At 72.2% G+C, this 24,621-nt stretch carries 23 protein-coding genes; 11 read left to right on the top strand and 12 right to left on the bottom strand.

What is annotated here, in order from left to right:
* Positions 1-13: 13 nt before the first annotated feature.
* From DPM19_RS33815 to DPM19_RS33805, 3 genes are all read right to left on the bottom strand, one after another.
* Positions 14-1,159, bottom strand: coding sequence for an acyl-CoA dehydrogenase family protein (locus DPM19_RS33815; RefSeq protein WP_111872177.1), 1,146 nt, complete (start codon positions 1,157-1,159; stop codon positions 14-16).
* Between the two features lie 26 nt (positions 1,160-1,185).
* Positions 1,186-1,980 carry an enoyl-CoA hydratase/isomerase family protein gene (locus DPM19_RS33810; RefSeq protein ID WP_111872176.1) on the bottom strand — a complete coding sequence of 265 codons (795 nt, stop codon included), beginning with the start codon at positions 1,978-1,980 and terminating at the stop codon, positions 1,186-1,188.
* A 69-nt stretch (positions 1,981-2,049) separates the two neighbouring features.
* Complete coding sequence (locus DPM19_RS33805; protein WP_158566978.1) at positions 2,050-2,991, bottom strand: LLM class flavin-dependent oxidoreductase; 942 nt, start codon at positions 2,989-2,991, stop codon at positions 2,050-2,052.
* Positions 2,992-3,121: 130 nt separating this feature from the next.
* Between DPM19_RS33805 and DPM19_RS33800 the strand changes: the two genes are divergently transcribed.
* The 7 genes from DPM19_RS33800 to DPM19_RS33770 all read left to right on the top strand — a co-directional run bounded on the left by DPM19_RS33800 (position 3,122) and on the right by DPM19_RS33770 (position 10,682).
* The gene (locus tag DPM19_RS33800; RefSeq protein WP_111872174.1) at positions 3,122-3,946 is read left to right on the top strand and encodes an ABC transporter ATP-binding protein; all 825 of its coding nucleotides are present in this window, start codon (positions 3,122-3,124) and stop codon (positions 3,944-3,946) included.
* Positions 3,943-4,815, top strand: coding sequence for an ABC transporter permease (locus DPM19_RS33795; protein ID WP_111872173.1), 873 nt, complete (start codon positions 3,943-3,945; stop codon positions 4,813-4,815). Before DPM19_RS33800 ends, DPM19_RS33795 begins: the two co-directional genes overlap by 4 nt.
* 119 nt (positions 4,816-4,934) lie before the next feature.
* The gene (locus DPM19_RS33790; protein WP_111872172.1) at positions 4,935-6,167 is read left to right on the top strand and encodes an acyl-CoA dehydrogenase family protein; all 1,233 of its coding nucleotides are present in this window, start codon (positions 4,935-4,937) and stop codon (positions 6,165-6,167) included.
* Positions 6,168-6,170: 3 nt separating this feature from the next.
* On the top strand, positions 6,171-7,358 hold the full coding sequence (locus DPM19_RS33785; protein WP_111872171.1) for a thiolase family protein: 1,188 nt from the start codon (positions 6,171-6,173) through the stop codon (positions 7,356-7,358).
* 36 nt (positions 7,359-7,394) lie between these two features.
* Positions 7,395-8,174, top strand: coding sequence for an SDR family NAD(P)-dependent oxidoreductase (locus DPM19_RS33780; RefSeq protein WP_111872170.1), 780 nt, complete (start codon positions 7,395-7,397; stop codon positions 8,172-8,174).
* A gap of 44 nt (positions 8,175-8,218) precedes the next feature.
* On the top strand, positions 8,219-9,511 hold the full coding sequence (locus DPM19_RS33775; protein ID WP_199485431.1) for an acyl-CoA dehydrogenase family protein: 1,293 nt from the start codon (positions 8,219-8,221) through the stop codon (positions 9,509-9,511).
* Between the two features lies 1 nt (position 9,512).
* Positions 9,513-10,682: an acyl-CoA dehydrogenase family protein gene (locus DPM19_RS33770; protein WP_233511096.1), complete on the top strand. Its 1,170-nt coding sequence runs from the start codon at positions 9,513-9,515 to the stop codon at positions 10,680-10,682.
* 139 nt (positions 10,683-10,821) lie between these two features.
* Here DPM19_RS33770 and DPM19_RS33765 read toward each other — a convergent pair whose 3' ends face one another.
* The 5 genes from DPM19_RS33765 to DPM19_RS33745 form a co-directional block, all read right to left on the bottom strand.
* Positions 10,822-11,571: an IclR family transcriptional regulator gene (locus DPM19_RS33765; protein WP_158566976.1), complete on the bottom strand. Its 750-nt coding sequence runs from the start codon at positions 11,569-11,571 to the stop codon at positions 10,822-10,824.
* Positions 11,572-11,649: 78 nt separating this feature from the next.
* On the bottom strand, positions 11,650-12,675 hold the full coding sequence (locus DPM19_RS33760) for an acyl-CoA dehydrogenase family protein (RefSeq protein WP_111872168.1): 1,026 nt from the start codon (positions 12,673-12,675) through the stop codon (positions 11,650-11,652).
* Positions 12,672-13,901: an acyl-CoA dehydrogenase family protein gene (locus DPM19_RS33755; protein WP_111872167.1), complete on the bottom strand. Its 1,230-nt coding sequence runs from the start codon at positions 13,899-13,901 to the stop codon at positions 12,672-12,674. Before DPM19_RS33755 ends, DPM19_RS33760 begins: the two co-directional genes overlap by 4 nt.
* Positions 13,898-15,886, bottom strand: a complete 1,989-nt coding sequence (locus DPM19_RS33750; RefSeq protein WP_158566975.1) for an acetate--CoA ligase family protein — start codon at positions 15,884-15,886, stop codon at positions 13,898-13,900. The genes DPM19_RS33755 and DPM19_RS33750 overlap by 4 nt, the downstream gene beginning before the upstream one ends.
* Before the next feature lie 8 nt (positions 15,887-15,894).
* A complete protein-coding gene (locus DPM19_RS33745) occupies positions 15,895-16,701 on the bottom strand; it encodes an enoyl-CoA hydratase/isomerase family protein (protein WP_158566974.1) in 807 nt (268 codons plus the stop codon).
* A gap of 137 nt (positions 16,702-16,838) precedes the next feature.
* Here DPM19_RS33745 and DPM19_RS33740 point away from each other — a divergent pair, with 137 nt between their 5' ends.
* Entirely contained in the window at positions 16,839-17,723 is an 885-nt protein-coding gene (locus DPM19_RS33740) for a LysR family transcriptional regulator (protein ID WP_111872164.1), read from the top strand.
* On the opposite strand, the gene DPM19_RS33735 is transcribed toward DPM19_RS33740, so the two are convergent.
* On the bottom strand, positions 17,658-18,542 hold the full coding sequence (locus tag DPM19_RS33735; RefSeq protein ID WP_111872163.1) for a LysR family transcriptional regulator: 885 nt from the start codon (positions 18,540-18,542) through the stop codon (positions 17,658-17,660). The two genes, DPM19_RS33740 and DPM19_RS33735, sit on opposite strands and share 66 nt — an antisense overlap.
* A gap of 16 nt (positions 18,543-18,558) precedes the next feature.
* Positions 18,559-19,374: a crotonase/enoyl-CoA hydratase family protein gene (locus DPM19_RS33730; protein WP_111872162.1), complete on the bottom strand. Its 816-nt coding sequence runs from the start codon at positions 19,372-19,374 to the stop codon at positions 18,559-18,561.
* Between the two features lie 138 nt (positions 19,375-19,512).
* On the opposite strand from DPM19_RS33730, the gene DPM19_RS33725 reads away from it, so the two are divergent.
* From DPM19_RS33725 to DPM19_RS33715, 3 genes are all read left to right on the top strand, one after another.
* Positions 19,513-20,607, top strand: coding sequence for an ABC transporter substrate-binding protein (locus DPM19_RS33725; RefSeq protein ID WP_111872161.1), 1,095 nt, complete (start codon positions 19,513-19,515; stop codon positions 20,605-20,607).
* 201 nt (positions 20,608-20,808) lie between these two features.
* A complete protein-coding gene (locus tag DPM19_RS33720) occupies positions 20,809-21,879 on the top strand; it encodes an LLM class F420-dependent oxidoreductase (RefSeq protein WP_111872160.1) in 1,071 nt (356 codons plus the stop codon).
* 227 nt (positions 21,880-22,106) lie between these two features.
* Positions 22,107-22,811 (top strand): CPBP family intramembrane glutamic endopeptidase, encoded by a 705-nt coding sequence (locus DPM19_RS33715; RefSeq protein WP_111872222.1) that lies wholly within the window; start codon positions 22,107-22,109, stop codon positions 22,809-22,811.
* Positions 22,812-22,859: 48 nt separating this feature from the next.
* On the opposite strand, the gene DPM19_RS36885 is transcribed toward DPM19_RS33715, so the two are convergent.
* Together DPM19_RS36885 and DPM19_RS33710 are read right to left on the bottom strand one after the other, a co-directional pair.
* The gene (locus DPM19_RS36885) at positions 22,860-22,982 is read right to left on the bottom strand and encodes a hypothetical protein (RefSeq protein ID WP_267900937.1); all 123 of its coding nucleotides are present in this window, start codon (positions 22,980-22,982) and stop codon (positions 22,860-22,862) included.
* A gap of 30 nt (positions 22,983-23,012) precedes the next feature.
* Positions 23,013-24,542 carry a pentapeptide repeat-containing protein gene (locus DPM19_RS33710; protein WP_111872159.1) on the bottom strand — a complete coding sequence of 510 codons (1,530 nt, stop codon included), beginning with the start codon at positions 24,540-24,542 and terminating at the stop codon, positions 23,013-23,015.
* Between the last annotated feature and the right edge of the window lie 79 nt (positions 24,543-24,621).

Here is a 24,621-nt window from a genome sequence, read left to right as displayed (position 1 = left end):
CTCCCGCTCGCCCCTACAGTCCCAGTGCCTTGGCGATGATGACGCGCTGGACCTCGTTGGTGCCACCGTAGATTCGGGAGATGCGCGCATCGGTGTACATCCGGGCGATCTCGTACTCCCGCATGAACCCGTACCCGCCGTGCAGCTGCAGGCACCGGTCGATCACCCGGTTCTGCATCTCGGTGCAGTAGACCTTGACCGTTGACGCCTCGGCGGCGGCGAGCTCGCCGGCCTCGTGCGCGCGCATGGCCTGGTCGAGCAGGGCGCGCCCGGCGGTCACCTCCACGTGGCAGGAGGCGAGCTTGAACTTCGTGTTCTGGAAGGACGACACGGGCTGGCCGAACGCCTTGCGGTCCTTGACGTAGGAGACCGTGATCCGCAGTGCCTTCTCGGCCGAGACCTGGGCGCCGAGGGCGATGCCGAGCCGCTCCTGCACCAGGTTGTGCGCGAGGTAGCGGAAGGCCTGGCCCTCCTTGCCGAGGAGGTGGTCCGCGGGGACGATGACGTCGTCGAAGAAGAGTTCGGCCGTGTCGGTGGCCTTGAGCCCGATCTTCTCCAGGTTGCGGCCCCGGCTGAAGCCTTCGCTGTTGGCGTCGACGACGAGGAGGGAGAGGCCCACCCGCCGGTCGGCGTTCTCGCTGGTGCGCGCCACGACGACCACCAGGTCGGCGTTGATGCCGCCGCTGATGAAGGTCTTGCCGCCGGACAGCACCCAGTGGTCGCCTTCGAGCCGCGCCGTCGTGCGGATGCCGGCCAGGTCCGAGCCGGTGCCCGGCTCGGTCATCGCGATGGCGCCCATCCGCCGGCCCGCGACCATGTCGGGCAGCCAGCGCTTCTTCTGCTCCTCGGTTCCCTGGCGCAGGATGTAGGGGATGACGAGGTTCATGTGCGTCGCCGCGCCACCGAGCGAGACGCCCGCCCTGCTGCACTCCTCCGACCACACCGACGAGTAGAGGAAGCCGTCCTCGCCGCCACCGCCGTACTCCGTCGGCACGCGGAGGCCGAGCATTCCGAGGTCCCCCAGCTTCTGGTAGACCTCGTGCGGGACGAGCCCGGCCGCCTCCCAGTCGGGGAAGTGCGGGACGACCTGCTTCTGGAGGAAGGCCCGCACCGACTGCCGGAACGCCTCGTGCTCCTCGTGGTAGATCGACGTCTGCATCGCGTGTCTCCTTGGTCGCTCGGGGGTCAACCGCGCCAGCGGCCGGTGAAGGTGGGGCGTTCGCCCCGGGCGAGCGCCTCCCGGGCGGTCGGGGAATCGGTCCCCATGTTGACCACCTGGGCGACGTTCTCGGCCGCGACGGCCTCCCGGAACGACCGCTCGTGGGAATGGTTGAGCAGCTCCTTGTCGAGCCGTACGGCGACGGGCGGGGCCGCGGCGAGGCGCAGCGCCAGGTCGGCGGTGAACGGGTCGATCTCGTCGGGTGGGACGAGCCAGGTCACCAGGCCGAGCCGGTGGGCTTCCGCCGCGTCGAGCGTCTCGGCCAGGTAGGCGAGCCGCTTGGCCGTCTGCAGGCCGACGACCCGGGGAAGCAGCCACGACGACCCGGTGTCGAGCGAGAGCCCGCGGCGCGAGAACGCGGTCCCGAACCGGGCCCGGGTCGTGGCCACGACGAGGTCGGCCGACAGCGCCAGGCTCAGGCCGGCGCCCACGGCGGGACCGTCGACCTTCGCCACGACCGGGAGCGGTAGCTCTTGCAGGGCGACCAGCGGTGCGGTGACGTGGCCGAGGCGGTCCAGGGGGTGGAGGTCGGTGCGCCGCCGCGCCGAGGTGTCGGCTCCCGCGCAGAAGTGGCCGCCCGTTCCGGTGAGCACCAGCACGCGCGCCTCTGACCGGGTGACCGTTCCCAGGTGGTCGGCCAGGACGGTCCAGGTATCCCGGTTCATCGCGTTGCGGACGGCCGGGCGGTCGATCGTGATGGTGGCCACGGAACCCTCGAAGGCGAGTCGGACCTCGTCGCCGGGACTGCTCTGCTGCTTCACGCCGTCATTCAAGGGCGCCGCGGCGCTCGAAGACCAAGACCTGGTGCCGAACCCGGGGGAGTCCCCTGCCTATGCGAGCATCGCACCGATCCGGTCGATCTGGGGGAGGGCGTCTTCGAAGAGCAGCGACAGGTAGATGCCGTCGACGTGCGTCGAGAGCTCCGCCAGCCGGGCCCGGCAGTCGTCCGCGCGTCCCACGACGGCGAAGCGGTCGAGCAGGTAGTCCTCGATGTCGGGCCGGTCCGAGAACATCGTCGCGTTCGAGGTCGCTCCGGAGCGGCCGTGCGAGCCGTAGTCGTAGGTCGCGTAGCGCTCGGCCAGCACGCCGGCGTACTCCGCGGGCACGTTCTTGCCCTCGAAGGTCGACGCGAAGGCGAAGTGTGACGCGCTCACCGCGCGCGGGACGAGGCGTCGCCGCAGGTCGCGCACCTCGTCGTCGTCCCGTCCGATGGCGATCCGCACCGATGCCCAGACCTCGAAAGGAGCGTCGTCGCGGGCGGCGTGCGCGCGCTCGCGGATCGTGCGGAGCGCGACGGGGTCCCCGCCGACGCCGGCGATGACGCCGTCGGCCACGCGCCCGGCGACGCGCGCGGTCGCGGGGCCGCTGGCCGCGACGAGCAGGAAGGGGTCGACGCCGGCCGCCCGCGCGGAGTCCGCCACCGAACGCCCGAAGCGCTCGAGGTCGGCCAGGGGCGCGGGCCGGAGGCCGAAGGTGTGCACGGCCGAGTCTCCTCGGCCGAACCCCAGGCGGAACCGGCCGGGGTGGGCGGAGGTCAGGGCGCGCACGGCGCTGGCGTGCACCGACCAGTGCCGGGTCACGGGGTTGGTCACGCTGGTGCTCACGACCAGCGAGGACGTCGCGCCGAGCGCGTCGGTGCAGGCGGAGTAGAGCTCGCCGTAGTTGGGGGAGTCGCCGATCCCGATGCCCCACAGGCCGGCCGCCTCGCACCGGGCGGCGACCTCCCGGGTCAGGCCGGGGGAAAGCGGGAGCCAGTTGGCGCACAGGCGCATGGTCGTTCCTCTCCGTCGGGTTGCGACCCTTGACATAGTCTCGGATCACTCGGATGATTCATACCAGGTGAATTGAATTCCATTGAATCGAATCGGAAGGTTTGACCGTGACGATGCCGAGAGGGGCCAGATGACTGAGGCCGTGCGCTCGGAGTCGCCCCTGACGGGCGACGTTGCGCCGATCACTGACAAGATCCGCGTCGAGGGGGTGTCCTACCGGTACCGCCGTCGCCGCCGGGAAGACGTCGTCGCCCTCGACGACGTCGACCTGACCGTCGGGCGCGGCGAGTTCCTTTCGGTCGTCGGCCCGTCGGGTTGCGGGAAGTCGACGCTGCTGCGGGTACTCGCGGGGCTGCAGAAGCCCACGGACGGAGTCGTCCGGATCCACCACCAGCACCGGGACCGGCCGCTCGTCGCCCCGGTGTTCCAGGAGTACTCGATCTTTCCCTGGCACACGGTCGAGGCGAACGTGCGCCTGGGGCTCGACGCCGCCGGTGTGGACCGCTCCGAAGCGCGCCGTCGCGCGCAGGAGTGGATCGAGCGGGTCGGCCTCACCGGGTTCGAGAAGGCGCTTCCGGGCAACCTGTCCGGTGGCATGAAACAGCGCGTCGCCCTGGCGCGCGCGTTCGTCGTCGAGCCCGAGATCCTGCTGATGGACGAGCCCTTCGCGGCGCTCGACGCGCAACTGCGCAAGGTGCTCCAGGAGGAACTCCTCGCCATCGTCCGCGAGCACAACCACACGGTCTTCTTCGTCACCCACAACCTCGACGAGGCGATCCTCCTCTCCGACCGGATCGCCCTGATGTCGGCCCGCCCGGGACGCATACGGCGCATCGTCGACGTCCCGTTCGCGCGCCCGCGGACGGCGGAGCTGAGGAAGGACCCGGAATTCAGCCGGCTCGAGGAGGACCTCTGGGCCGACCTCAAAGGTGACGTCGAGGAGGTCGTCCAATGACCGTGCAGATGGACCGGAGCGTCTCCCAAGACGAGGGCGGCTGGGTCGAGCGCCGGCCCGACCCCAAGCAGCGATCGACGGCGCACCAGGCGAGGCGCGACGGCGTCCTGCGGCTCGTGCTCGGCCTCGTGATCCCGGTCGGCATGCTCGTCGCCTGGGAGATCTCGGCCCGGTCAGGCTGGATCGACGCCCGCTTCTTCAGCCAGCCGAGTGCGGTGGCGGCGAAGGCTCAGGAGGACCTGCAGAGCGGAATGCTCTGGTCCGAGTTCAAGATCACCATCGTCCGGCTGCTGGCGGGCTACATCATCGGATCGCTGGCCGGAATATTCATCGGCCTCCTGATGAGCCAGGTGAAGATCCTGCGCTGGATGCTCGAGCCCATCATCCGCGCGCTCTACGTCATTCCGAAGCTCGCGCTGCTGCCGCTGTTCCTGCTGCTCTTCGGGCTCGGCGAGATACCGAAGCTGGTCTTCATCTCCCTCGGCACGTTCTACATCGTCGCCTTCACGACGCTGTCCGCCGCGATGCTGATCCCCACCCCGTTCCACGAGATCGCGCGGTCCTACGGCCTGTCGCCCAGCCAGCGGTTCCGCTGGATGATCGTCCCGGCGATCACGCCGCAGATCGTCTCCAGCCTCAAGCTCGCCTCGGGCATCTCCATGCTGCTGGTCATCGCCGTCGAGTTCGTCAACGCCCGTGAAGGACTCGGTTACTACACCTGGCATGCCTGGCAGATCTTCGTCCCCGACCGGATGTACGTCGGCATCGTGACCATCTCGATCGTCGGTGTCCTGTTCAGCGGGCTGGTCGGGCTGCTCGGCTCCCGCGTGGCGCACTGGGCGGACAGCGAGTACGCCCAGAGCCGCTGACCCGGACCACCGTCGCACCGCACATCCATCCATCACGCAGGACCCGCCCGCGCTCGACGATGCTTGACGGCGAGCGCCGGGAAGACCTGCACTCCCCACAGACGGGAGCAGCACAGCGCATGACCACACCACCCGAGCCGCGGCCGGCCGACCCGGGCCCCGCCGCCCAGCCGACCGAAGTGTCCGAACTGCGGGAGATAGCCCGCCAGGTCGCGGAGAAACGCTACGCGCCGCACGCCGAACAGTGGGACCGCGACCGGACCGCCATCACGCATGACGAACGGCGCTACCTGGGGTCCCTCGGCTGGCTGGGCATCGCTCTCCCCGAGGAGTACGGCGGCGCCGGAGGAACGTTCGCCGAAGCCCTGACCGTGGTCGAGGAACTGGCGAAGGTCTGGCCACCGGCGGCCTTCCAGGTCTTCGAGGCCAACGTCGGACCGGCGCAGCACCTGGTGCGGCTCGGCACCGAAGACCAGAAGCGGCGGTTCCTGCCCGGGGTGATCAGCGGCGACAACGCGATGGCCATCGGCATCTCCGAGCCGGACGCCGGATCGGCCGCCACCGACATGGTCACCCGCGCGGAGATCAGGGGCGACACCGTCGTGGTGCGCGGCCTGAAGCGCTGGATCTCCAACGGCGGGGACGCGGACCGCTACCTCGTCTACTGCCGGATGAACGACACCCCGGGCGCCAAGGGCATCGGAGCCGTGATCGTCGAGGCCGACCGCAAGGGCGTCTCGTTCGGGGCCCGCGAGCGGCTGATGGGCTTCCGGGGCCTGCCGTCCGCGGACGTGATCCTCGACGACGTGGAGGTCCCGGTCGAGAACATCGTCGTCCGGCCCCCCGACGGCTTCCGCGCCCTCTTCTCGATGTTCTCCATCGAACGGCTGGGCAACACCACGATGAGCCTCGCCCTGGGGCAGGCCGCCCTGGACAAGACCATCGCCTACGTCCAGCAGCGCGAGCAGTTCGGCCGGCCCATCGCGGAGTTCCAGGCCGTCCAGGTCAGCCTCGCGGACATGCTCCTGGACGTCGAGTCGGCGCGCATGCTCCGCGACCGCGCGGTGGCCGGGCTCGACGCCGGCACCCCGAGCACCCTGCACGTCTCGCTCGCCAAGCTCGCCGCCAACGAGATGGCCAAGCGGGTCACCGACATGGCGATGATGCTGCACGGCGCGAACGGTTACACCGAGGAGTACGGCCTGGAGCGGATGCACCGGGACGCGCACGGCTGGGCGCTCGCCGGCGGCACCCCCAACATCCAGCGCACCCGCATCGCCTCCGAACTGCTCGGGCGCTCCTTCGACCAGCGTCCGGCGCGCAGGGCCGCCGCCGGCGGAGGGGAGGCGTGAGTCATGGCCGAGCTTCGTGAGGTCGTCATCGTCGACGGGTGCCGCACCCCGATGGGCAAGGGCAAACCAGGGGGCGCGCTGAGCGGCCTCCACCCCGTCGAACTCCTCGCCCAGACCCTCACCCACCTCGTCGCGCGGACGTCCATCGACCCGGGCATCGTCGGCGACGTCATCGTGGGCTGCGTCAGCCAGGCCGGTGAGCAGTCCGCGACACCCGGCCGGATGGCCTGGCTCTCCGCGGGCTTCCCCGTCCACGTCCCGTCCACCACCGTCGAGCGCAAGTGCGGCTCGGGGCAGCAGGCGATCGAGTTCGCCGCCCAGGGCATTGCGACGGGCATGCACGACGTCGTCATCGCCGCGGGGGTCGAGTCGATGAGCCGTGTCCCGATGGGGATCGCCCGCATCGAGCAGGACCCCTGGGGTCCCGGCGTCGCCGGGCGCTTCCGCCTGGTCCCGCAGGGCGTCGCCGCCGAACGGGTCGCCGAGACCTGGGGCATCACCCGCGAGGAGCAGGACCGGCTCGCCGCGGCCTCCCACCAGCGGGCCCAGGCCACCGCCGAGTCCGGCCGCTTCGACGACGAGATCGTCCCGATCACCCTTCCCGACGGCACCAAGGTGACCGCCGACGAGACCATCCGCCCGACCACCACGGTCGAGGGCCTCGCCGGGCTCAGGGCCGTCTTCGAGTCCCCGGACTACGCCGACCTCCTGCCGGGACGCACCTGGTCGGTCACCGCCGGGAACAGCTCCCAGCTCACCGACGGAGCGGCGGCCGTGCTGCTGATGAGCGCGGAGCAGGCCGAGCGACTCGGCCTCACCCCGCGGGCACGGATCACCGGCTCGTCCGTCGTCGGCGAGGACCCCGAGATGATGCTGACCGGCCCGATCCCGGCGACCCGGCGGGTCCTGGAACGCACCGGCCTCGGGCTCGACGACTTCGACGCCTTCGAGGTCAACGAGGCGTTCGCCTCCGTCCCGCTCGCCTGGGCCAAGGAACTCGGAGCCGACCTCGACCGCCTGAACCCGCGCGGCGGCGCGATCGCGCTCGGCCACCCGCTCGGCGCGAGCGGGTGCCGCATCTTCGTCACCCTCCTCAACCACCTGGAGCAGACCGGTGGCACCCGCGGTCTCCAGACCATGTGCGAAGCCGGCGGCCTCGCGAACGCGACCGTCCTCGAACGGATCGCCTGACGGCGCACGCCCCCGACGACACGAAAGGCACAACGAATGGACATCCGGGGCAAGGTGGCACTCGTCACCGGGGCGGCGTCCGGCCTGGGCCGGGCGACCGCACGGCGGCTGGTCACCGACGGAGCGCACGTCGTCCTCCTCGACCTGGAGACCAGCGACGGCGAGTCCGTCGCCAAGGAACTCGGCGAGACCGCCGCGGGACAGGTGCGGTTCGCCGCGGCCGACGTGACGGACTCCGACCAGGTCGACGCGGCCGTGCGGGCCGCGACCGAACTCGGTGAGCTCCGCGCGCTCGTACACTGCGCCGGCCGGGGCGGGCCCGTCCGGGTGGTCGAGAAGGACGGCACGCCAGGCTCCATGGAGCAGTTCCAGGGCGTGATCCAGACCAACCTGATCGGGACCTTCAACGTGCTGCGCCACGCGGCCGCGGCGATGGTCGCCCTCGACGACCTGCCCGACGGCGAGCGCGGCGTGTGCGTGCTCACCGCTTCGGTCGCGGCCTGGGAGGGGCAGATCGGGCAGCTGCCGTACGCCGCGTCCAAGGCCGGCGTGGTCGGCATGACCATCGTCGCGGCCCGCGACCTGGCCCGGAACCACGTCCGCGTCAACACGATCGCACCGGGCCTGTTCGACACCCCGATCCTCTCCCGCGTGCCGGAGGAGGTCCGGGACCGCCTGGCCGCCTCGATCCCGCACCCGGCGCGCCTGGGCGACTCCGCGGAGTTCGCCTTCCTGGCCGCCCACGTCATCGCCAACCCCATGCTCAACGGCGAGACGATCCGGCTCGACGGCGCCATCCGGATGGCCCCCCGATGACACGGACCGAGTCCTCGCCCCTTCCCGCTGAAAGGCAACCCTCCATGAGCGTCGACACCACGACCCCCACAGCCGACGTGCCGGGCCAGGAGCCGATGTTCGACGTCGCCCGCGACGTCTGGGAGCCGGCCGCGCTCGACCCGGAGCCGACGTACGACGGCATGTGGGCGGAGCTCACGCCACGGCAGCGCGAGATCCGGGAACTGGCCCGCGAGGTGGCCGTCCGCGAGCTCCGCCCCATGGCCGCCCACTGGGACGAGACCGAGGAGTTCCCGCGCAGGACCTTCGAGGCCGTCCTCGAGACCGGGCTCGTCGGGCTCACGATCCCGCGGCAGTACGGCGGCCAGGGCGAGAGCCTGCTCGAGGGATGCATCGTGGTCGAGGAGCTGGCGCGCGCCTGCCTGAGCACCGCGATGTCGGTCCAGCCGTTCCTGAACGGCCCGTGGCGCGCGATCAACGTGCTCGGCACCGAGGAGATGAAGAACCGCCTGCTCCCCGGGGTGGCCGCCGGCACGAACCACTTCGCGATCGCCATGAGCGAGCCGGCCGCCGGCAGCGCCGGCACCGACCTGCGGGCCACCCTGACCCCGGACGGTGACGGGTTCCGGCTGACCGGCACCAAGTGCTGGATCACCGGTGGTCACGTCGCCGACACCATCATCGTGTTCGCCCGCCTGGCCGGTACCGCCGGCCCCTACGGCATCGGTGCCGTGGTGCTCACCGGGCGGCCCGACGGGATGGGCGAGTTCCACATCGACCCGAAGATGGGGATCCGGGGCGTCGCCGAGTGCCTGGTGCACTTCGACGACGTGCGCATCGACCCGGAGGACGTCCTGGTCCTGCCCGAGGAGCACTCCAAGAAGGGCACCGGCATCCTGGTCAACCAGTTCAACCCCGAGCGGTGCGGCAACGCCGCCATGTGCACGGGGCTCGGCCAGGCCGCCCTCGACGCGAGCGTCGGCCACCTCAACGCCCGCCACCAGTTCGGTCGCTCGCTCGCGGAGTTCCAGGGACTGCAGTGGAAAGTCGCCGACATGGCGCTGGACGTGCACGTCTCGCGGATGTTGCTGTGGCGGGCCGCCCGCAGCGGGGACGGGGGCTTCCCGGACCAGACGGAGACCCTCATGGCCAAGCTCCACAGCAGCGAGATGGTGCAGCGGGTCACCAACACGGCCATCGGCATCCACGGCGCCCGCGGCTACTCGCGCCGCTGGCCGGTGGAGCGCTACTTCCGCGACGGGCGCGGCCTCGCGATGGGCGGCGGGACGCCCGAGGTGATGCGCAACGTGCTCGGCGCCCAGGTGCTCGGCGTCAGCGGCAGCCAGCGGAGGAAGTGACGTGTCCCTGCGACCCCAACTGGACCGCACGGTCTACGGTGCCGAGCACCGGGACTTCGGCGCCATGGTCGGTGCCTTCCTGCGCAACGAGGTGGCACCGCGCGTCGCCGAGTTCGAGGCCGCGGGGATGGTGGGCCGGGACGTCTACCGGTCCGCCGGGAAGCTCGGCCTGGCCGGCCTGCAGATCCCGGAGGAGTACGGCGGCGGCGGCCAGGACGGCTTCCTCTTCAACTGCGTCGTGACCGAGCAGGTCGCCTACGAACGGGTGACCCTGGGCTCCCTGCGCGTGCACACCGACGTGGTCACGCCGTACGTGCTGTCCCTCGCGACCGACGAGCAGAAACGCCGCTGGCTCCCCGGGATGGCGAGCGGCGAGCTGATGACGTCGATCGCCATGACCGAGCCGGGCACGGGCTCCGACCTGGCCGGTATGCGCACCACGCTGCGCCGTGCCGGGTCCGACTGGATCCTCAACGGTGCGAAGACCTTCATCACCGGTGGTGCGCAGTCGGACCTGGTCCTCGTGGTCGCCCGCTCCTCGTCGTCCGACGACGACCGCCGCGCCGGGCTGACCATCGTCGTGATCGAGGCGGGCATGCCGGGCTTCACCCGCGGCGCCATGCTCGACAAGCTCGGCCTCAAGGCGCAGGACACGACCGAGCTCTTCTTCGACGACGTGCGCATACCCGCGGCCAACGTGCTGGGTGAGGAGGGCCAGGCGTTCCGCTACCTGTCCTCCCACCTGGCCCAGGAGCGGCTGTCCATCGCGGTCAACTCGCAGGCCCAGTCCGTCGCGGCGCTGGATCTGACCTGCGACTACGTCCGCGACCGGGAGGTGTTCGGCCAGCGGCTCGGCGGGTTCCAGAACACCAAGTTCGTCCTCGCCGAGCAGGCGACGCAGATCGCGGCGGGCCAGGCACTGGTCGACCAGGCCATGGCCCGGCACGAGCGGCGCGAGCTCGCCCCGGCGGCGGCGGCCCAGGCCAAACTGTTCTGCACCGAGCTCCACGGCCGGGTGGTCGATGCCTGCCTCCAGTTGCACGGCGGCTACGGCTACGTCCGGGAGCAGGACATCTGCCGGTTGTACGCCGACGCGCGGGTCGCCCGCATCTACGGCGGGACCAGCGAGGTGATGAAGGGCATCATCGCCCGGACGCTCCGGCTGACCTGATTCGACCAGGGCCCCACAGGAAAGCCCTGTCGTACCGTCCGGGGACGGTGCGGCAGGGCTTTCGTGCGGCCCGGTCGGACCTCCCGGACGACGACGGGCGGGCCGGCGCGTTGCGCGCCGCGATCACCGCCCGGTCCGGTCAGACCTCCCGGACGACGGCCGGCCGGCCGAGGCGGGTGCTCATGGCCTCCGCCTCCTGCAGCACGCCGGCGGTGACCTGGTCGCTGATCTCCTCGGCGCGCGCGGTCGGGATGGACACGCCGAGGGCGCCCACGACGTCCCCGGTGGCGTCGAAGACGGGTGCGGCGCACCCCCACAGTTCGGGCCAGCGCACCCCGGGGCCGGCCGCGTAGCCGCGCCGCCGGATCTCGGCCAGCATGGTCTCGACCTGCTCGGGGTCGCGGGGGTCGCCGCTCGCGGCCTGCTCGGCCAGGGCCTGCTCGACGGACGGCTCGTCGAGCTGGGCCAGCACGGCCTGGCCGGTGGTGACCGCGAGGAGCCGGTAGCGCTGACCGAGGCGCACGTGCGCCCGGACCGGCTTGATCGGCTCCGAGTGGGCCGCGTAGGTCACCGCGCCCTGCTCGTAGACGGCGTACACCGAGGTCTCGTCCAGCTCGGCGGTCAGCCGGTCGGTGTGCTCGCGGGAGATGGCCAGGAGACCGACCGACGTGTTGACCGCGCAGCCGAGCCGCCAGACCAGCATCGTCCCGCGCCAGGTCCGGTCGGCCTGCTGCACGACGTAGCCCTCGTCCGCCATCAGGCGCAGGATCCGCAGCAGCGTGGGCGGCGCCAGCTCGGTGCGCTCGCTGAGCGCTTTGAGGGTCTCCGGACCGTGGTCGCAGACCGCCTCGAGTACTCGCAGCGTCCGTGCGATCGAACCCTCGGCCACCGCTCGGCCTCCTGAGTCTCCGGGGCAGAATTCCACTGGAGCCTACCAGGGTTTTACTCAGTCGAATTGAATTGCAGGTCAGGCGGTGAGTGCGGCCGCGACCTGCGCGCGGTGGTGGCCGGCCGTGCCCAGCAGCAGGGCGCCGACGGTGCAGCGCTTGAAGTAGTGGTGCAGGTCGTGCTCCCAGGTGAAGCCGATGCCGCCGTGCAACTGGAAGGCTCCGCCGGCGACCTCCTCGGCTGCCTCCGTCGTCCAGGCCATCGTGGTCGCGGCGACGAGGGCGCGGTCATCGGCGCCGGCCGCAAGGGCGTCGGCCAGCTCGAGCACCATCGAACGGATGGACTCGACCTGGACCAGCATGTTCGCGCACCGGTGCTTGACGGCCTGCCGGGCGGCGATCGGCAGGCCGAACTGGACCCGCTGGCCGGCGTACTCGACGGTGGTGTCGAGCAGCCAGGTCGCCAGTCCCAGCAGCGTCGCGCTGTGCAGGGCCAGCGCGAGCAGGCGCGCCTCCCCGATCGCGGCGGTCAGGGCGTCGCCGCCGGCCGGCAGCAGGGTGGCGGGGGAGGCCCGGCAGACCACCCGGGCGAGCGGTTGGGTGGCGTCGAGGTTCTCCAGCAGGTCGACGGTGGTGTCGCTCGTCCGGACCAGCGCGAGCCGGCGGCCCTCCGGCGCCCGCACGGCCGCCACGACGACCTCGGCGACGTCCGCGTCCGGCACGAACGGAAGGGTGCCGTGGACCAGGCCGTCGCGGATCTCGAGCGCGGGGGCGGACCAGGTGCCGTCCTCGGCCAGCAGCCCGTACGTCGCCAGGCCGGTGACCTCGCCACCGGCCGCCACGACGAGGGCACCCGCGGCCGAAGCGCTCAGGAACGGCAGGGGGGCGGCGGCCCGGCCCAGGGCCTCGGCGACCAGGCACGCGGTGACCACGTCACCGGCCTCGGCCGGTTCGAGGAGCCCGTTGGCCACCAGCTCGGACCAGAGCCCCGCGTCGAACCTCCGGGGCCCCGGCGCGTGGCGCATCCGCTCCAGCGGGTCGCGCTTGCGCAGCAGGGCGCTGACGCTCCCGGCGAAATCCGCCTGCTCGGTGGACGCCAGCTTCATGCGTTCCCTCCCCGGGAGCCGGTGAACTCGCGCCAGGAGACGGTCTTGCTCGGGTCCGCTCCGCGCGGCATGCCGAGGGCGCGCTCGGCGATCTGGTCGCGGAGCACCTCCGAGGTGCCGCCGGCGATGGTCTTCGGTTGCACCCGCAGGAAGGCCCAGGCGTCGTAGGCGCGGGCGCGGTCGCCGGGGGCGTGGGCGACCGTGCCGAGGCCGGCGCCGCCGAGGACGCCGCGCTGGAGGCGCTTGGTGTGCTCGGCCTGCAGGACCTTGTTGTACGGCGTGCCGTTCGCCACCGGAGGCAGCCCTTCCGAACGGTGCAGGGCGTTGCGCCGGTTGTTCAGCGCGATCGCCTGGGCCTCGACGTACAGCCGCACGATCGCGTCGGCCTGGACGGGGTCGGCTCCTGGCAGGCGTTCGGCGACGAGCTCGCCGACGGTGCGGCCGACGACGGAGCCGGGGGTGGCGGCGCCCGCCCCCGAGCCGGCCATGCGCTCGAACTGGAGCACCGTGCGCACGACCTCCCAGCCCTGGCCGGTCGCACCGAGGCGGTACCGGTCGGGCACCGCGACGTCGTCGAGGGTGACCTCGAAGAACTCTGCGTCGCCGGTCATCTGGAGGATCGGCCGGACCTGGACGCCGGGCGTCGAGAGGTCCACGAGGAAGCAGGTCAGGCCGGCGTGCTTGGGCACGTCGATGTCGGTGCGGGCGACCGCGAGGCCCCAGCCGGCCCGGTCGGCGCGGCTGGTCCAGGTCTTGCGGCCGGTGAGGTGCCACCGGTCGCCGTCGCGGCGGGCGCGGGTCCGGACCGAGGCCAGGTCGGAACCGGCCTCCGGCTCGCTGAACAGCTGGCACCAGAGCACGTCGTTGCGGGCGATCGGGGGGAGCAGTTCGGCGGCGACGTCGTCGCCGGCGAACTTGAGGATCGCGGGCCCGACCCAGCCGGTGCCGATGGCGCTCTCCACCGTGCCCACCCGCCAGCGGGCGAGGGTCCGGCGGACGTCGACCGTCTCGTCGGCGGACAGCGCGCGTCCGCCCAGGTGGGTCGGCCACTCCGGGACGAGCCAGCCGTCGGCCGCGACGGTGCGGACGAGATCGGCGGTCAGGCCGGCGTCGAGGCCGGCGAGGTGGTCGGCCAGGCCCGCGCGGTCGTCGCTGTCGACCAGCTCGGTCCAGCGTGCCGGCAGCACCTGCCGCAGCAGCTCCTCGAGCTGCAGCGCGGCGCTCATCGCACGACCCTGGCGTCGAGGGCGACGATCCGGCCGTCGACGACCCCGAGCGGGTTGCACTCGACGAGCGCGGCACCGGTGCGGTCGGCGAGGTCGGCGAGGGCGAACGCCGCCGCGGCGAGCTCCGCCGCCAGCCCGTCGTACCGTCCCGGCACGCGGTCGAACAGCTCGGCCGCGAGCCGCCGGGTGAAGTGCCCGGCTCCGAGGGTCGCCGGCATGGCGACCGTACGGTCCAGCAGCTCGACGTGGGCGCCGCCGAGGCCCGCCGAGACGACCAGTCCCCATTGGGGGTCGCGCCGGACGCCGGCGAACAGCTCCATCGACGCGCGGAGCTGGCGCGCCACGATGAGTGGGACACCGCTCGCGAGGAGCTCGGTGGCGACCTCGCGAGCGGTGGCTGCGGTGACGTCGAGCCGGACCCCGCCGGCGCGCGCCTTGTGGACGCCGGCCGCGACGTCGGACTTGAGGACGACCGGCCAGCCGAGATCCTCGCCGTGGGCCAGCACCTCGGCGACCGTGGTCGCGGCGCCCCAGCCGGCCACCTCCACACCGGCGCCGGCGACGAGCCGGAGGCTCCCGGACGCGGTCGGGTCGGAGTCGAGGGAGCCGGGGCCGGCGGGGGGCCGGGGGCTTTCGGGCGCGGTCGGGTCGGAGCCGGGGGAGCCGGGACCGGCGGTGACGCTCCACCTCGGTGGCGCGCAGGACGCGAGGACCCGGCACGCCGAGTCGAGGTCGGGGAGGACGACCTCGCCGGCCTCGATGCGCGGTCTGACGACGGCCGGCTCCCGGTCGAGCGTGGCGACGACCGTGGGCGGCGCGGCGCCGGCGTGCGCGCCCGCGGCGGCGGCCTGGTTCTCGCGGCCGATCACGACGACGAGATCGACCTCGCCGCTCTCGCGCAGCGCCGTGCAGACCTTCTCGAGCGTCGCGTCGTCGCCGATCGTCTGCGCGGTCACGTCGACGGGGTTGCGCGCGGAGGCGATGTCCGGCAGGTGCGCCATCAACCGCTCCTGGAGGTCGGAGCCGAGGACCGGGACCTCGAGGCCGACGCTGCTGAGCAGGTCGGCGGCGACGACGCCCGCTCCGCCGGAGCCCGTCACGATGCCGGTACGGCGCCCGGCCGCGCGGCCCATCAGGGAGAGGCCCAGCCCGGCGAGCACGAGCTCGCGATCGGAGCCGACGAGCGTGGCGCCGTACGCCTCGAACAGTTCGCGGGTCACCGCGGTGTCCGTGCTCACCGCCGCGGTGTGGGAGGCGGCCGCGGTGGCGCCGGCCGCGGAGAGGCCGCCGAGCAGGCACACGACCGGCACGCCGCGGCGCCCCGCGTCGGCCAGCAGGGCCTGCAGTGCGCCCGCGTCGCGGATTCCCTCCAGGTAGAGCAGCAGGACCCGGGGCTCGGCCGCGGCGAGGACGCCTCGGGCCAGGGTGCAGGCGTCCAGGTGGACCTCGTTGCCGCTGCCGATGAAGCCGTCGAGGTGCAGGCCGTACCGGGCGGCCGCCGTGACGACGCGGGCGCCGAAGGCGCCGCTCTGGGAGACGAGGAAGGCGCCGCTCCCGTGCCGGCAGTCGACGAGGCTGTCGAAGGCCTGGGCGAAGGTCAGCAGCGCCCGGTCGGGTGCGTGGTAGAGCCCGACGGTGTTCGGGCCCAGGACGATGGTGCCCTTGGTGGTGGTCAGCGGGCTGCCACCGGTCTCCTCGAAGCCGGAGGCGAACACGACCGCGAACGTGGCCCGCCCGTCGATCCGGTCGAGCACCTCCTGGGCGGCCGCGGCCGGCACGCAGAGCAGCGCGACGTCCACGTCCCGGTCGAGACCGTCCCGCGGGTCGGGCGTCAGCACCTCGCCGCCGAACCGCGCCGCGCGCAGGTGCCGCAGGGTACGGGCGCCGAGGCCGGTCTCCCGCGACGTACCGCCGATGACGGCGACGGTGGCGGGGGAGAGCAGGGGGCGCAGGTCGGGGACCTGCGGGTCGGGCTGGTCCGTCATGTCCGGCCTCATCGGAGCTCGGCCGGGATGCGGGTGTGCTTGGTGGTGCCCCACTCGGGTGCGCGCTTCTCCTTGAAGGCCGCGATGCCGCGCAGGGTCTCGCCGCAGGTGCGGATCCAGGTCAGGGTGCGGCGCTCGCGGTTGTACGCCGCGACCCGGTCGGTCGACTCCAGGAACTCGTACATGAGCCGCTTGGTCGCGGTCATCGACACCGGCGCGCAGTGCTCGGCCATGTCGGTCGCGAGCTCGACGGCGACCTTGAGCACGTCCTCCGGTGTGGCGATGTGGGTCGCCAGGCCGCGGCGCTCGAACTCGGTGCCGTCGATCGTGCGGCCGGTCAGCAGTAGGTCCATCGCGACGCCGAAGCCCGCCAGCCGGGGGAGGAGCCAGGTCGAGCCGCGGTCGGGCATGATGCCGACCCGGTTGAACGAGAAGGCCAGGCGGGCCGAGTCGGCCACGACGCGGATGTCGGCTTGCATCGCCCAGGTGAGGCTCACGCCGATGGCGTCACCGTTGATGGCCGCGACGATCGGCGTGTTCAGGTTCCACGGCGCCTTCTCCGGCTCGGTCAGGGTCTCGACGCCGTGGGTCTTCTCGTCGCGCCAGTTCATGTCCAGGTCCGCGCCGACGCCGAAGTGCTTGCCGCGCCCGCTCACCACGATCACCGACACCTCCGGGTCGGCGTCGAAGTCGACCAGCGCCTCCTGGAGTTGGAGGGCCATCAGCGGGGTGTAGGAGTTGCGCCGGTCCGGGCGGTCCAGGAAGACCAGGCCGACGCGGCCCTGCTGCTCGACGGTGACGTGACGTTCGGTCATGGGTGCTCCGGTGTTCTGCAAGCGTGTGGCGTGGTACGGGTGCCTCGGTTCATACTGTCGCGCCGCGGGAGGCATACGTACAAAGACCTCTTTTTCGCAGGTCCCATCGGTCCTCCCTATGGCTAGGGTGGGCAGCCATGGACCTCCGGACGCTGCGCTACTTCGTCGCGGTCGTCGACGAGGGCGGCATGACCCAGGCCGCACACGCGCTGTTCGTGAGCCAGCCGTCGCTCTCCCTGGCGATGCGCCGGCTCGAGGACGAACTCGGCGTCCGGCTCTTCGACCGGTCCGGGCGGCGTGCCGTGCCCACGGCCGACGGCGCGCGGCTGGTCGGCCTGGCGCGCCAGGTGATCGCCGAGGCCGACGGCGCCAGGGAACGGGTCCGGCAGGTGACCGCTCTCGAGGTCGGCCGGCTGGTCGTCGCGACGTCGACCACGCTCGCGGTGCACCCGCTGACCCCGCTCGTCGCGGCGCTTCGCGGGCGGTATCCCGGACTCGAGGTCCACGTCCGGGACGGGAGCACCGCGGCCGGAGCCCTCGGCCTGGTGCGCTCGGGCGAGGCCGAGCTGGGCGTGGTCGACGTCATGCCCCCGGACCCGGGATGGGGCCGGTGCGACCTCGGTACCGAGGAGATCGTGCTGGTGGCGAGCCCGGAGTTCGCCGCGGGGCTGGCGGAACCGGTCGCGCGGGCCCGGGTCGCGGACCTCGACCTCGGGGTGATTCCCGCGGACCTCGACCCCGCGAGCGCCGCCGCGACGGCCGTGGCGGCGATGGCGGGCCGGGTCCGGGCCCAGTGCGCCCACCGGGCGATGCTGTGGGAGCTGGTCAGGGACGGCACGGTCGCGACGTTCGCCGGCCGGGACACGGCGCGGGCCGTCATGCCCTGGGCGGCGCTCCGCTCGCTCGACCCGCCGCTGTGGCGGGACGCCCACCTGGTCTGGCGCGAGGAGGCGCTGTCACCCGCCGGCGCCGCCCTCGTCGAGCTCGCCCGCGGCCGCGACGAACCCCTGGGCGGCCGGTGAGAGGCGGGCCGGGTCGAAGACCAGCCCGACCGACTGGGTGAACGGCGGGTCCAGCGGTCGCACGTGCGCGCCGGCGGCCGCCGCGTCCACGGCGAGCCGAGGGCCGACGATCGTGGCGCCCACCCCGGCCAGCATCAACGAGGTGCGGGCCTCGCGCTGGTCGGCGACCACGGCGGCCGACAGGGGAGTCCGGGCCGTGGCACGCTCGAGGGCCGAGCCGCGGCCCGCCGCGACGAGCACGGTCGGCACGGCGGACAGCTCCCGCATCGTCACCGCACCGTCCGGGACGGTTCCGGACTGCGGGGGGAAGGCGACCCGCCACCCCCACGAACCGATCGGCAGCACCGTCAGCACGCCGTTCACCGGTGGGGGCACGGGCAGCCGGGTGCAGACGATCTCCGCGGTGCCTCCGGCCAGGACCTCGGCCACCGCGTCCTCGCGGTCGAGGTCGTGCACCCGGACCACCCGTCCCGGCGCGGCGCCGAGCCACGCCGAGACGAGCGCCGAGAACGGGCCGCTGACCACGGTCGACAGGGCCGCGAGCTCCAGCCGGCCGCCCTGGCCGGCCGCGGCCAGGGTCTCCCCGGCCTGCGCGCAGTCGCGGAGGATCCGGCGGGCCGGCCCGACCAGTGCGTGGCCCGCCGGCGTCGGTGACATCCCGCGACCGACGCGGTGGAACAGCTGTGCCGAGAGCTCCTGCTCCAGGGCGCGGATCGCGGCCGACACCGTCGACTGCCGGACGCCGAGCCGTGCGGCGGCGGCCGTCGCGCTGCCGGTGTCGCGGACGCTCAGGAAGGCCCGCAGCTGGTGGAGCTCCACGGCAGCAGCCTAGGGCTCAGCCGCCGGTCCAGTTGGCCGGCCGCTTCTCGGCGAAGGCGCGAGCGCCTTCCTGGGCGTCGCTCGAGGCGAGCACCTCGTCGACGTAGGGCCGCTGGCGGGTGAACCGCTGCTCGCGGGGCCAGGTGCGGGACTCGACGATGATCTGCTTGCTCGTGGCGACCGCCAGCGGCCCGTTGGCGACGATCGTCCGGGCGAGGGCGAGGGCGGCGTCGAGTGCTCCTCCCTCGTCCGTCAGCGTGTTGACCAGGCCGAGGGCGTGCAGCCGCTCGGCGCCCACCGGGTCGCCGGTCAGCGCCAGCTCCATGGCGACGACCTCGGGCAGCCGGTCCGGCAGGCGGTGCAGGCCACCGGCCGCGGCGACCAGGCCGCGCTTCACCTCGGGGATGCCGAACCGTGCCGTGGACGCCGCGACGACCAGGTCGCAGGCGAGCACGAGCTCGAAGCCACCGGCCAGCGCCCAGCCCTCCACTGCGGCGATGAGCGGCTTGCGGGGCGGTGCCTCCGTCACTCCGCCGAAGCCGCGTCCCGGGATGCTCGGTCGCTCGCCGCGGAGGAAGCCCTTGAGGTCCATGCCCGCGCAGAAGCTGCCCCCGCCGCCGGTGATCACGGCGAGCCGCAGGGCCGGTTCGTCGTCGAGCCGGTCGAGGGCGGCCGCGATGAGCCGCGCCATGGTCAGGGTCATGGCGTTCTTCGCCTGCGGCCGGTTGAGGGTGATGACCAGCACTCCTTCCCGGTCCTCGACGAGCACCTCGGGTGCTTCGCGGGCGTCGGTCGTCGCGGCTGGGGGCGCGGTGTCGTGGGTGTCGCTCACGGGTGACCTCCTCTTGGGTGAATGCGGCCGAATGTCGGCACAGGCCTTGACAGACCAGTGACCACGGTCACAGAGTTACATCCAGTGGAACAAGCTTCCATTGTAGGAAATGATTGATGAGCAAGGAGATGGGCCACGATGCGTCGAGTTCCCGCCCGTTCGGCGACCGGCACCGCTGCCGCACTGCTGGTGCTGTCGGGCACCCTGGCCGCCTGCGGCTCCCCGGCCGGTGACAGTGGGGCGGACAAGAAGTCGGCGGCGGAGATCTGCCCGACCGCTGACACCAAGGGCACGATCAAGATCGGCATGAGCTCCCCGCTCGCCGTGTTCGCGCCGCTCCTGCTGGGAATCGAGACCGGGGCGTTCAGCGCCGCCGGCATCGACGTCAAGATCGAGAAGATCCCGAGCGCCGAGTCGCTGCCACTGGTCGCCCGCGGTCAGCTCGACGCGCAGATGACCTCGCTGAGCTCGTCCCACTTCAACACCCTGAAGGACGGGGTCAACGTCCGCTGGATCATGCCAATGGACAAGCAGCAGCAGATCCCGGCCGGCACCCCGGTGCCCGGCTACTGGTCCCGCAAGAACGTCGTCGGCAGTGCCACTTCACCCGACCTCTCCAAGCTCAAGGGCGCCACCGTCAGCACCCCCACCGGCGGCACCGGCGTGAGCGGCCTGATCCTCGACAACGCCCTGAGCAAGGTGGGTCTGGGCATCAAAGACGTCAAGCTCTCCGCGCCACTGGTCGGCCCCGACGCGCTGAACGCGCTCGCGAACGGCGCGGTCTCGGCCGCCTGGATCTCCGCCCCCCTCGAAGTCGAGGCCGCCAAGGACCCCGACCTCGTCCCGATCGCGGGCTACGCGCCGGGCGTGACCGGCACCGCCATCATGGCCGGCCGGACGCTCCTCGACCGGCCCGAGGTCGCCGTCAAGTTCATCCAGGTGCTCAGCAAGGTCACCAAGCAGCACCTCAGCGGCGACTACCGCCAGAACCCCAACTCGGTGCGCCTGCTCGCGGCCGCCGAGGAGGTCAAGGAATCCACGATCAAGGATTCGGCCCTCCTCGTCTTCGACCCGACGTTCACGATGGACGGAACGGAGAAGTTCGCGGACGACCTGCAGGCGTTCGCCCTCAAGCGCGGCGAACTGGAATACGACAAGCCGCTCGACTCCGCGAACCTCATCGACACCCGGTTCACCAAAGCCGCGGCGAGCTGCACCCCCGCCGTCAAGTAAGCCCCGATGCCCGGGCGGCGGCCGGACGGCCGCCGGCGCCCTCGAGCCCGCCTGCCACCAGGCCACGCTCGAGGGCCTCGGGCATGGCCGGCCCGGCCCCGGCGCCGAGGCGCCGTACCTGACCGCCTCGAACCCACCTCCCGGCCGGCGGCGCGAACCCGACGCACCACGGGACCCCGCTCTGCAGAAAGTTGATGCCCGATGAAGTTCGGAATGCCGATCCCGTACGCCGCCGGCTTCAAGCAGTCGGTCGAAGGGCTCCAGGCGCTGGAGGACGCGGGCCTCGACGTCGTCACCGTCCCCGAGGCGTACACCTTCGACGCCGTCAGCCACCTCGGCTACATCGCCGCACGGACCAGCAGGGTCGAGCTCGCCACCTCGATCCTCAACATCTACTCGCGCACGCCCGCGCTCCTCGCGATGACGGCCGCGGGCCTCGACCACGTCTCCGACGGCCGGTTCTCCCTCGGCATCGGGTCGAGCGGCCCCCAGGTCATCGAGGGCTTCCACGGCGTCCCGTTCCACGCGCCGCTCGGACGCACCCGGGAGGTCGTGGCGATCTGCCGGCAGGTGTGGGCCCGGGAGAAGGTCGAACTGCACGGCCGCCACTACGACGTGCCGCTCACACCCGAGCGCGGCGGCAGCGGCCTCGGCAAGTCACTCAAGCTCATCAACCAGCCGGTACGACCGAACATCCCGATGACCCTCGCGGCCCTCGGGCCGAAGAACATCGCCCTGGCCGCGGAACTGTTCGAGGCGTGGCAGCCGATCTTCTACCACCCCGAGCTCGCCGGCGAGGTCTTCGGCGAGCCGCTCGCGGAGGGCCGTGCCAGGCGCGACCCGCTCCTGCCCGACCTCCGGGTCATCGCGGACGCCAAGTTCTTCCTCAGCGGCGACGAGCACGCACTCGAGGCGGCCCGTGCCAAGGTCCGCGCCAGCCTCGCCCTCTACCTCGGCGGAATGGGCGCCCGCGGCAAGAACTTCTACCACCAGCTGGTCACCCGCCTCGGCTTCGGCACCGCTGCGAACGAGATCCAGGACCGCTACCTCGGCGGCTCCAAGGACGCGGCGGCCGCGGCCGTCCCCGACACGCTCATCGAGCGCATCTCACTCGTCGGGGGACCCGACCACATCGAGCAGCGGGTGGCGGCCTACGCCGCGGCAGGCGTGGACCAGCTGAACCTGTCGCCCGTGTCGACCGACAACGCCGAGCGGGCCCGCCAGTTCGCCCACCTACGGAAGATCGCGGACGCCGTCACGGAGCGACCGTAGCTTCCCCAGCGGCTACTGGTGCCGTCCGGATCAGCCCGCACACCGGACCGCTGGCCTGAGGTCTGTCCGAACCCGTTCACCGAGATCCAAGATCGTCCGCTCCCGTGGCATGGATCTTCCGCCCTTGGCGTCGCCGCGTCCGGGTAGGGCGGTGGTCCACGACGGTTCCGCCGTGGGAGGGAGGAGCCGCCGTCCCCGTTCCACGGCCGACGAGCTTGGAGGCGGTCATGCCTGTCGCGTCGCACGCCGCGGTGGTGGCGACCGTCGCCGTGCTGGCATTGGCCAACGTGCTGAACAACCACCTGCTGCCCGCCGCCTACGTGCTCACCTCGCTCGTCACGACCGGAGCGCTGCTGGTCCTGCTCAGGTCGGCCGGCCTGGGCTGGGAGCAGGCCGGGCTCGGCCGTGCCGCGGTGCGCCGCGGGCTGGCCTGGGCGCTGCCCCTCATCGTTGCGGTGGCGGTCTGCTACCTGGTGTGCGCGCTGCTCCCCGCGACCCGGGACCTCTTCCTCGACCGCCGGGTCGGGGACGCGGGCCCCGGCAGGCTGGCCTTCGAAGTCCTGGTGCGCATCCCCGTGGGCACCGTCCTGCTGGAGGAGGTGGCCTTCCGCGGCGTGCTGTACGCCCTGGTCCGATCCGAGCACGGCACGGCGTGGGCGACCGCGGTGTCCTCGGCGCTCTTCGGCCTCTGGCACCTCCTGCCCGCCGCCGGCCTCAGCACGGCCAACCCGCTCTTCACCCGGACCTTCGGCGCGGGTTCACCCGGCAAGCTGGCCGCCGTGGCGGCGGCGGTGGCGGCCACCACCCTCGCCGGCACGGTCCTGTGCGAGCTGCGACGCCGCAGCGGCAGCCTGCTCGCCCCCGCGGCGCTGCACTGGGCGGCCAACGGGCTCGGGTTCGTCACGGCCTACCTGGTCATCGGCCTGCGCTGAACCCTTACGGCGCGTGCCGCCATCGGACCGGAGCACCCCTGTGACGCCTTACCGCCCGGTGAGCTTGCGGAACCTGGTGGTGGCCTTCGGGCCGAGGACCGGCGCGTAGGAGTGCGGGTCGTCCAGGCAGGACTCGAAGGGGGCACTACCGGCTCGTTCGGCCAGTTCCATGGGGTCGGGTGACGTTCGTGGGTGTTGCCGTCAGTCGTGGCGGATGAGCCGGGCGGTCGTGTTCTCGGGAGATACCGGTTCCGCGTGCCATGGGTCCGGCCATACATGGTTGTCGTCGGGATGGCTGGCCATGGCCTGGGTGAAATCAGGCTCGACCCTGAACCGTGCCTCGCCGAACCTGGCGCTCCCGTTGAACTGCGCCTCGCTGAACCCGACGTTCCCGCTGAACTGCGCACCGTCGAACCCGGTGTATCCACCGAACTGCGCACCGGCGAATTCGGTGTCCGCGTTGAACTGTGCACCGTCGAACCCGGTGTACCCGCTGAATTGCGCCTTGACGAACCCGGTGTAACCGCCGAACCGCACCCCGCCGAACCCGGCATATCTGCTGAACTGAGCTTCGCCGAACCTGGCGTCCCTGCCGAACCGCGCCCCGCCGAACATGGCGCCCACGGTGAACTGTGCCGCTTCGAACCCGGCGTTCCCTTTGAATCGCGCGTCGCCGAACCTGGCGTTCCCGTCGAACTGCGCCTTGACGAACCTGGCGTATCCGCTGAACCGCGCGTCGCCGAACCCGGCGTATCCGTTGAACTGCGCCGCCTCGAACCAGGCGTCTCCGCCGAACCGCACCCCGCCGAACCCGGTGCTCCCGTTGAACTGCGCCGCCTCGAACCAGGTGTCTCCGTTGAATTGCGCACCGTCAAACCCGGCGTCCCCACGGAACCGCACCCTGTCGAACCTGGCGTCTCCGTTGAACTGCACGCCACCGAACTTGGCGTCCCCGGTGAAGTGGGCGTGGGTGAAGGTGGCATTGGTGGTGCGGCAGTGGGTGAAGTCGAAGTTGATGAGGTACGCGCCGGTGAGGTTGATGCGGATGTTGTCCCAGTAGGTGAGTGGGGGGCTGTGGCCCGGCGGGGTGGTGAGGTGGCGGTACAGGAGTTCCTGCGCGGCGAGGCGGACCTGGAGTTCCTGCCGATCGTTGCCGTCGGCGTCGCTGGTGGGTTCGGCTGGTTGCGGGTCGGTGGGGGCCGGCGGGGGTGGTTGGTAGGGCATGCGCAGGTAGGCGCAGACGACGTCGGTCACGGTTTGGCGGTGTTGGGGGTGGTCTTGGGCGAGGCGTTCGAGGGAGTACAGGCCGCCGAGTCGGACGGCCGCTTTGTCGTGGCCGAGTTGTTCGACGGCCTGGCCGTACAGGTCGGTGACGCGGCGTTCGGTGGCGTCGTGGGCGTTGTCGCGGGCGACACGCTGGGCGAGCTTGGCGTTGACCTCGTCGATGCGCTGGCGCCGGTAGGTGGTGACCAGGGCGACGAGCGCGCCGATGCCGGCGACCAAGGCGAAGATGAGCTTGAGCAGATCCAGTTGCGCGGCGGTGTCCAGCTCGGTCTGTTTACGCGGCGGTGAGCCGACCAGCAGCGGCACCAGGAACCACGCGGCGACCAGCAGCAGTGCGGCCCCGGTGAACGCCACGGTCAGCGCCCGGCGCATCGGCCACAGTTCCCGCTCTCCCCGTGCATCCTTGGCCGGGTGCACCTCCGGCGGGTCGTTGTCGTCACTGCTCACAACCGGAAGCGTAAAGACGGCATGTCACCCTTCGCGGCGGTTTACTTACCACGAGCCCGGCCGAACCCGGTCACCTGGC

The organism is Actinomadura craniellae (assembly GCF_003289645.1).
Classification (GTDB): Bacteria; Actinomycetota; Actinomycetes; order Streptosporangiales; family Streptosporangiaceae; genus Actinomadura_D; species Actinomadura_D craniellae.
The sequence above is the reverse complement of the archived record's forward strand: the minus strand, read 5'-3'. Positions and strand labels throughout refer to the sequence as shown.

Excerpts from the sequence above, each read along its gene's own strand:
- DPM19_RS33815 (WP_111872177.1), bottom strand. The coding sequence starts at position 1,159 with ATGCAGACGTCGATCTACCACGAGGAGCACGAGGCGTTCCGGCAGTCG.
- DPM19_RS33805 (WP_158566978.1), bottom strand. The coding sequence starts at position 2,991 with ATGCGCCTGTGCGCCAACTGGCTCCCGCTTTCCCCCGGCCTGACCCGG.
- DPM19_RS33800 (WP_111872174.1), top strand. The coding sequence starts at position 3,122 with ATGACTGAGGCCGTGCGCTCGGAGTCGCCCCTGACGGGCGACGTTGCG.
- DPM19_RS33795 (WP_111872173.1), top strand. The coding sequence starts at position 3,943 with ATGACCGTGCAGATGGACCGGAGCGTCTCCCAAGACGAGGGCGGCTGG.
- DPM19_RS33790 (WP_111872172.1), top strand. The coding sequence starts at position 4,935 with ATGACCACACCACCCGAGCCGCGGCCGGCCGACCCGGGCCCCGCCGCC.
- DPM19_RS33785 (WP_111872171.1), top strand. The coding sequence starts at position 6,171 with ATGGCCGAGCTTCGTGAGGTCGTCATCGTCGACGGGTGCCGCACCCCG.
- DPM19_RS33780 (WP_111872170.1), top strand. The coding sequence starts at position 7,395 with ATGGACATCCGGGGCAAGGTGGCACTCGTCACCGGGGCGGCGTCCGGC.
- DPM19_RS33775 (WP_199485431.1), top strand. The coding sequence starts at position 8,219 with ATGAGCGTCGACACCACGACCCCCACAGCCGACGTGCCGGGCCAGGAG.
- DPM19_RS33760 (WP_111872168.1), bottom strand. The coding sequence starts at position 12,675 with ATGAAGCTGGCGTCCACCGAGCAGGCGGATTTCGCCGGGAGCGTCAGC.
- DPM19_RS33755 (WP_111872167.1), bottom strand. The coding sequence starts at position 13,901 with ATGAGCGCCGCGCTGCAGCTCGAGGAGCTGCTGCGGCAGGTGCTGCCG.
- DPM19_RS33750 (WP_158566975.1), bottom strand. The coding sequence starts at position 15,886 with ATGACGGACCAGCCCGACCCGCAGGTCCCCGACCTGCGCCCCCTGCTC.
- DPM19_RS33745 (WP_158566974.1), bottom strand. The coding sequence starts at position 16,701 with ATGACCGAACGTCACGTCACCGTCGAGCAGCAGGGCCGCGTCGGCCTG.
- DPM19_RS33740 (WP_111872164.1), top strand. The coding sequence starts at position 16,839 with ATGGACCTCCGGACGCTGCGCTACTTCGTCGCGGTCGTCGACGAGGGC.
- DPM19_RS33725 (WP_111872161.1), top strand. The coding sequence starts at position 19,513 with ATGCGTCGAGTTCCCGCCCGTTCGGCGACCGGCACCGCTGCCGCACTG.
- DPM19_RS33720 (WP_111872160.1), top strand. The coding sequence starts at position 20,809 with ATGAAGTTCGGAATGCCGATCCCGTACGCCGCCGGCTTCAAGCAGTCG.
- DPM19_RS33715 (WP_111872222.1), top strand. The coding sequence starts at position 22,107 with ATGCCTGTCGCGTCGCACGCCGCGGTGGTGGCGACCGTCGCCGTGCTG.
- DPM19_RS36885 (WP_267900937.1), bottom strand. The coding sequence starts at position 22,982 with ATGGAACTGGCCGAACGAGCCGGTAGTGCCCCCTTCGAGTCCTGCCTG.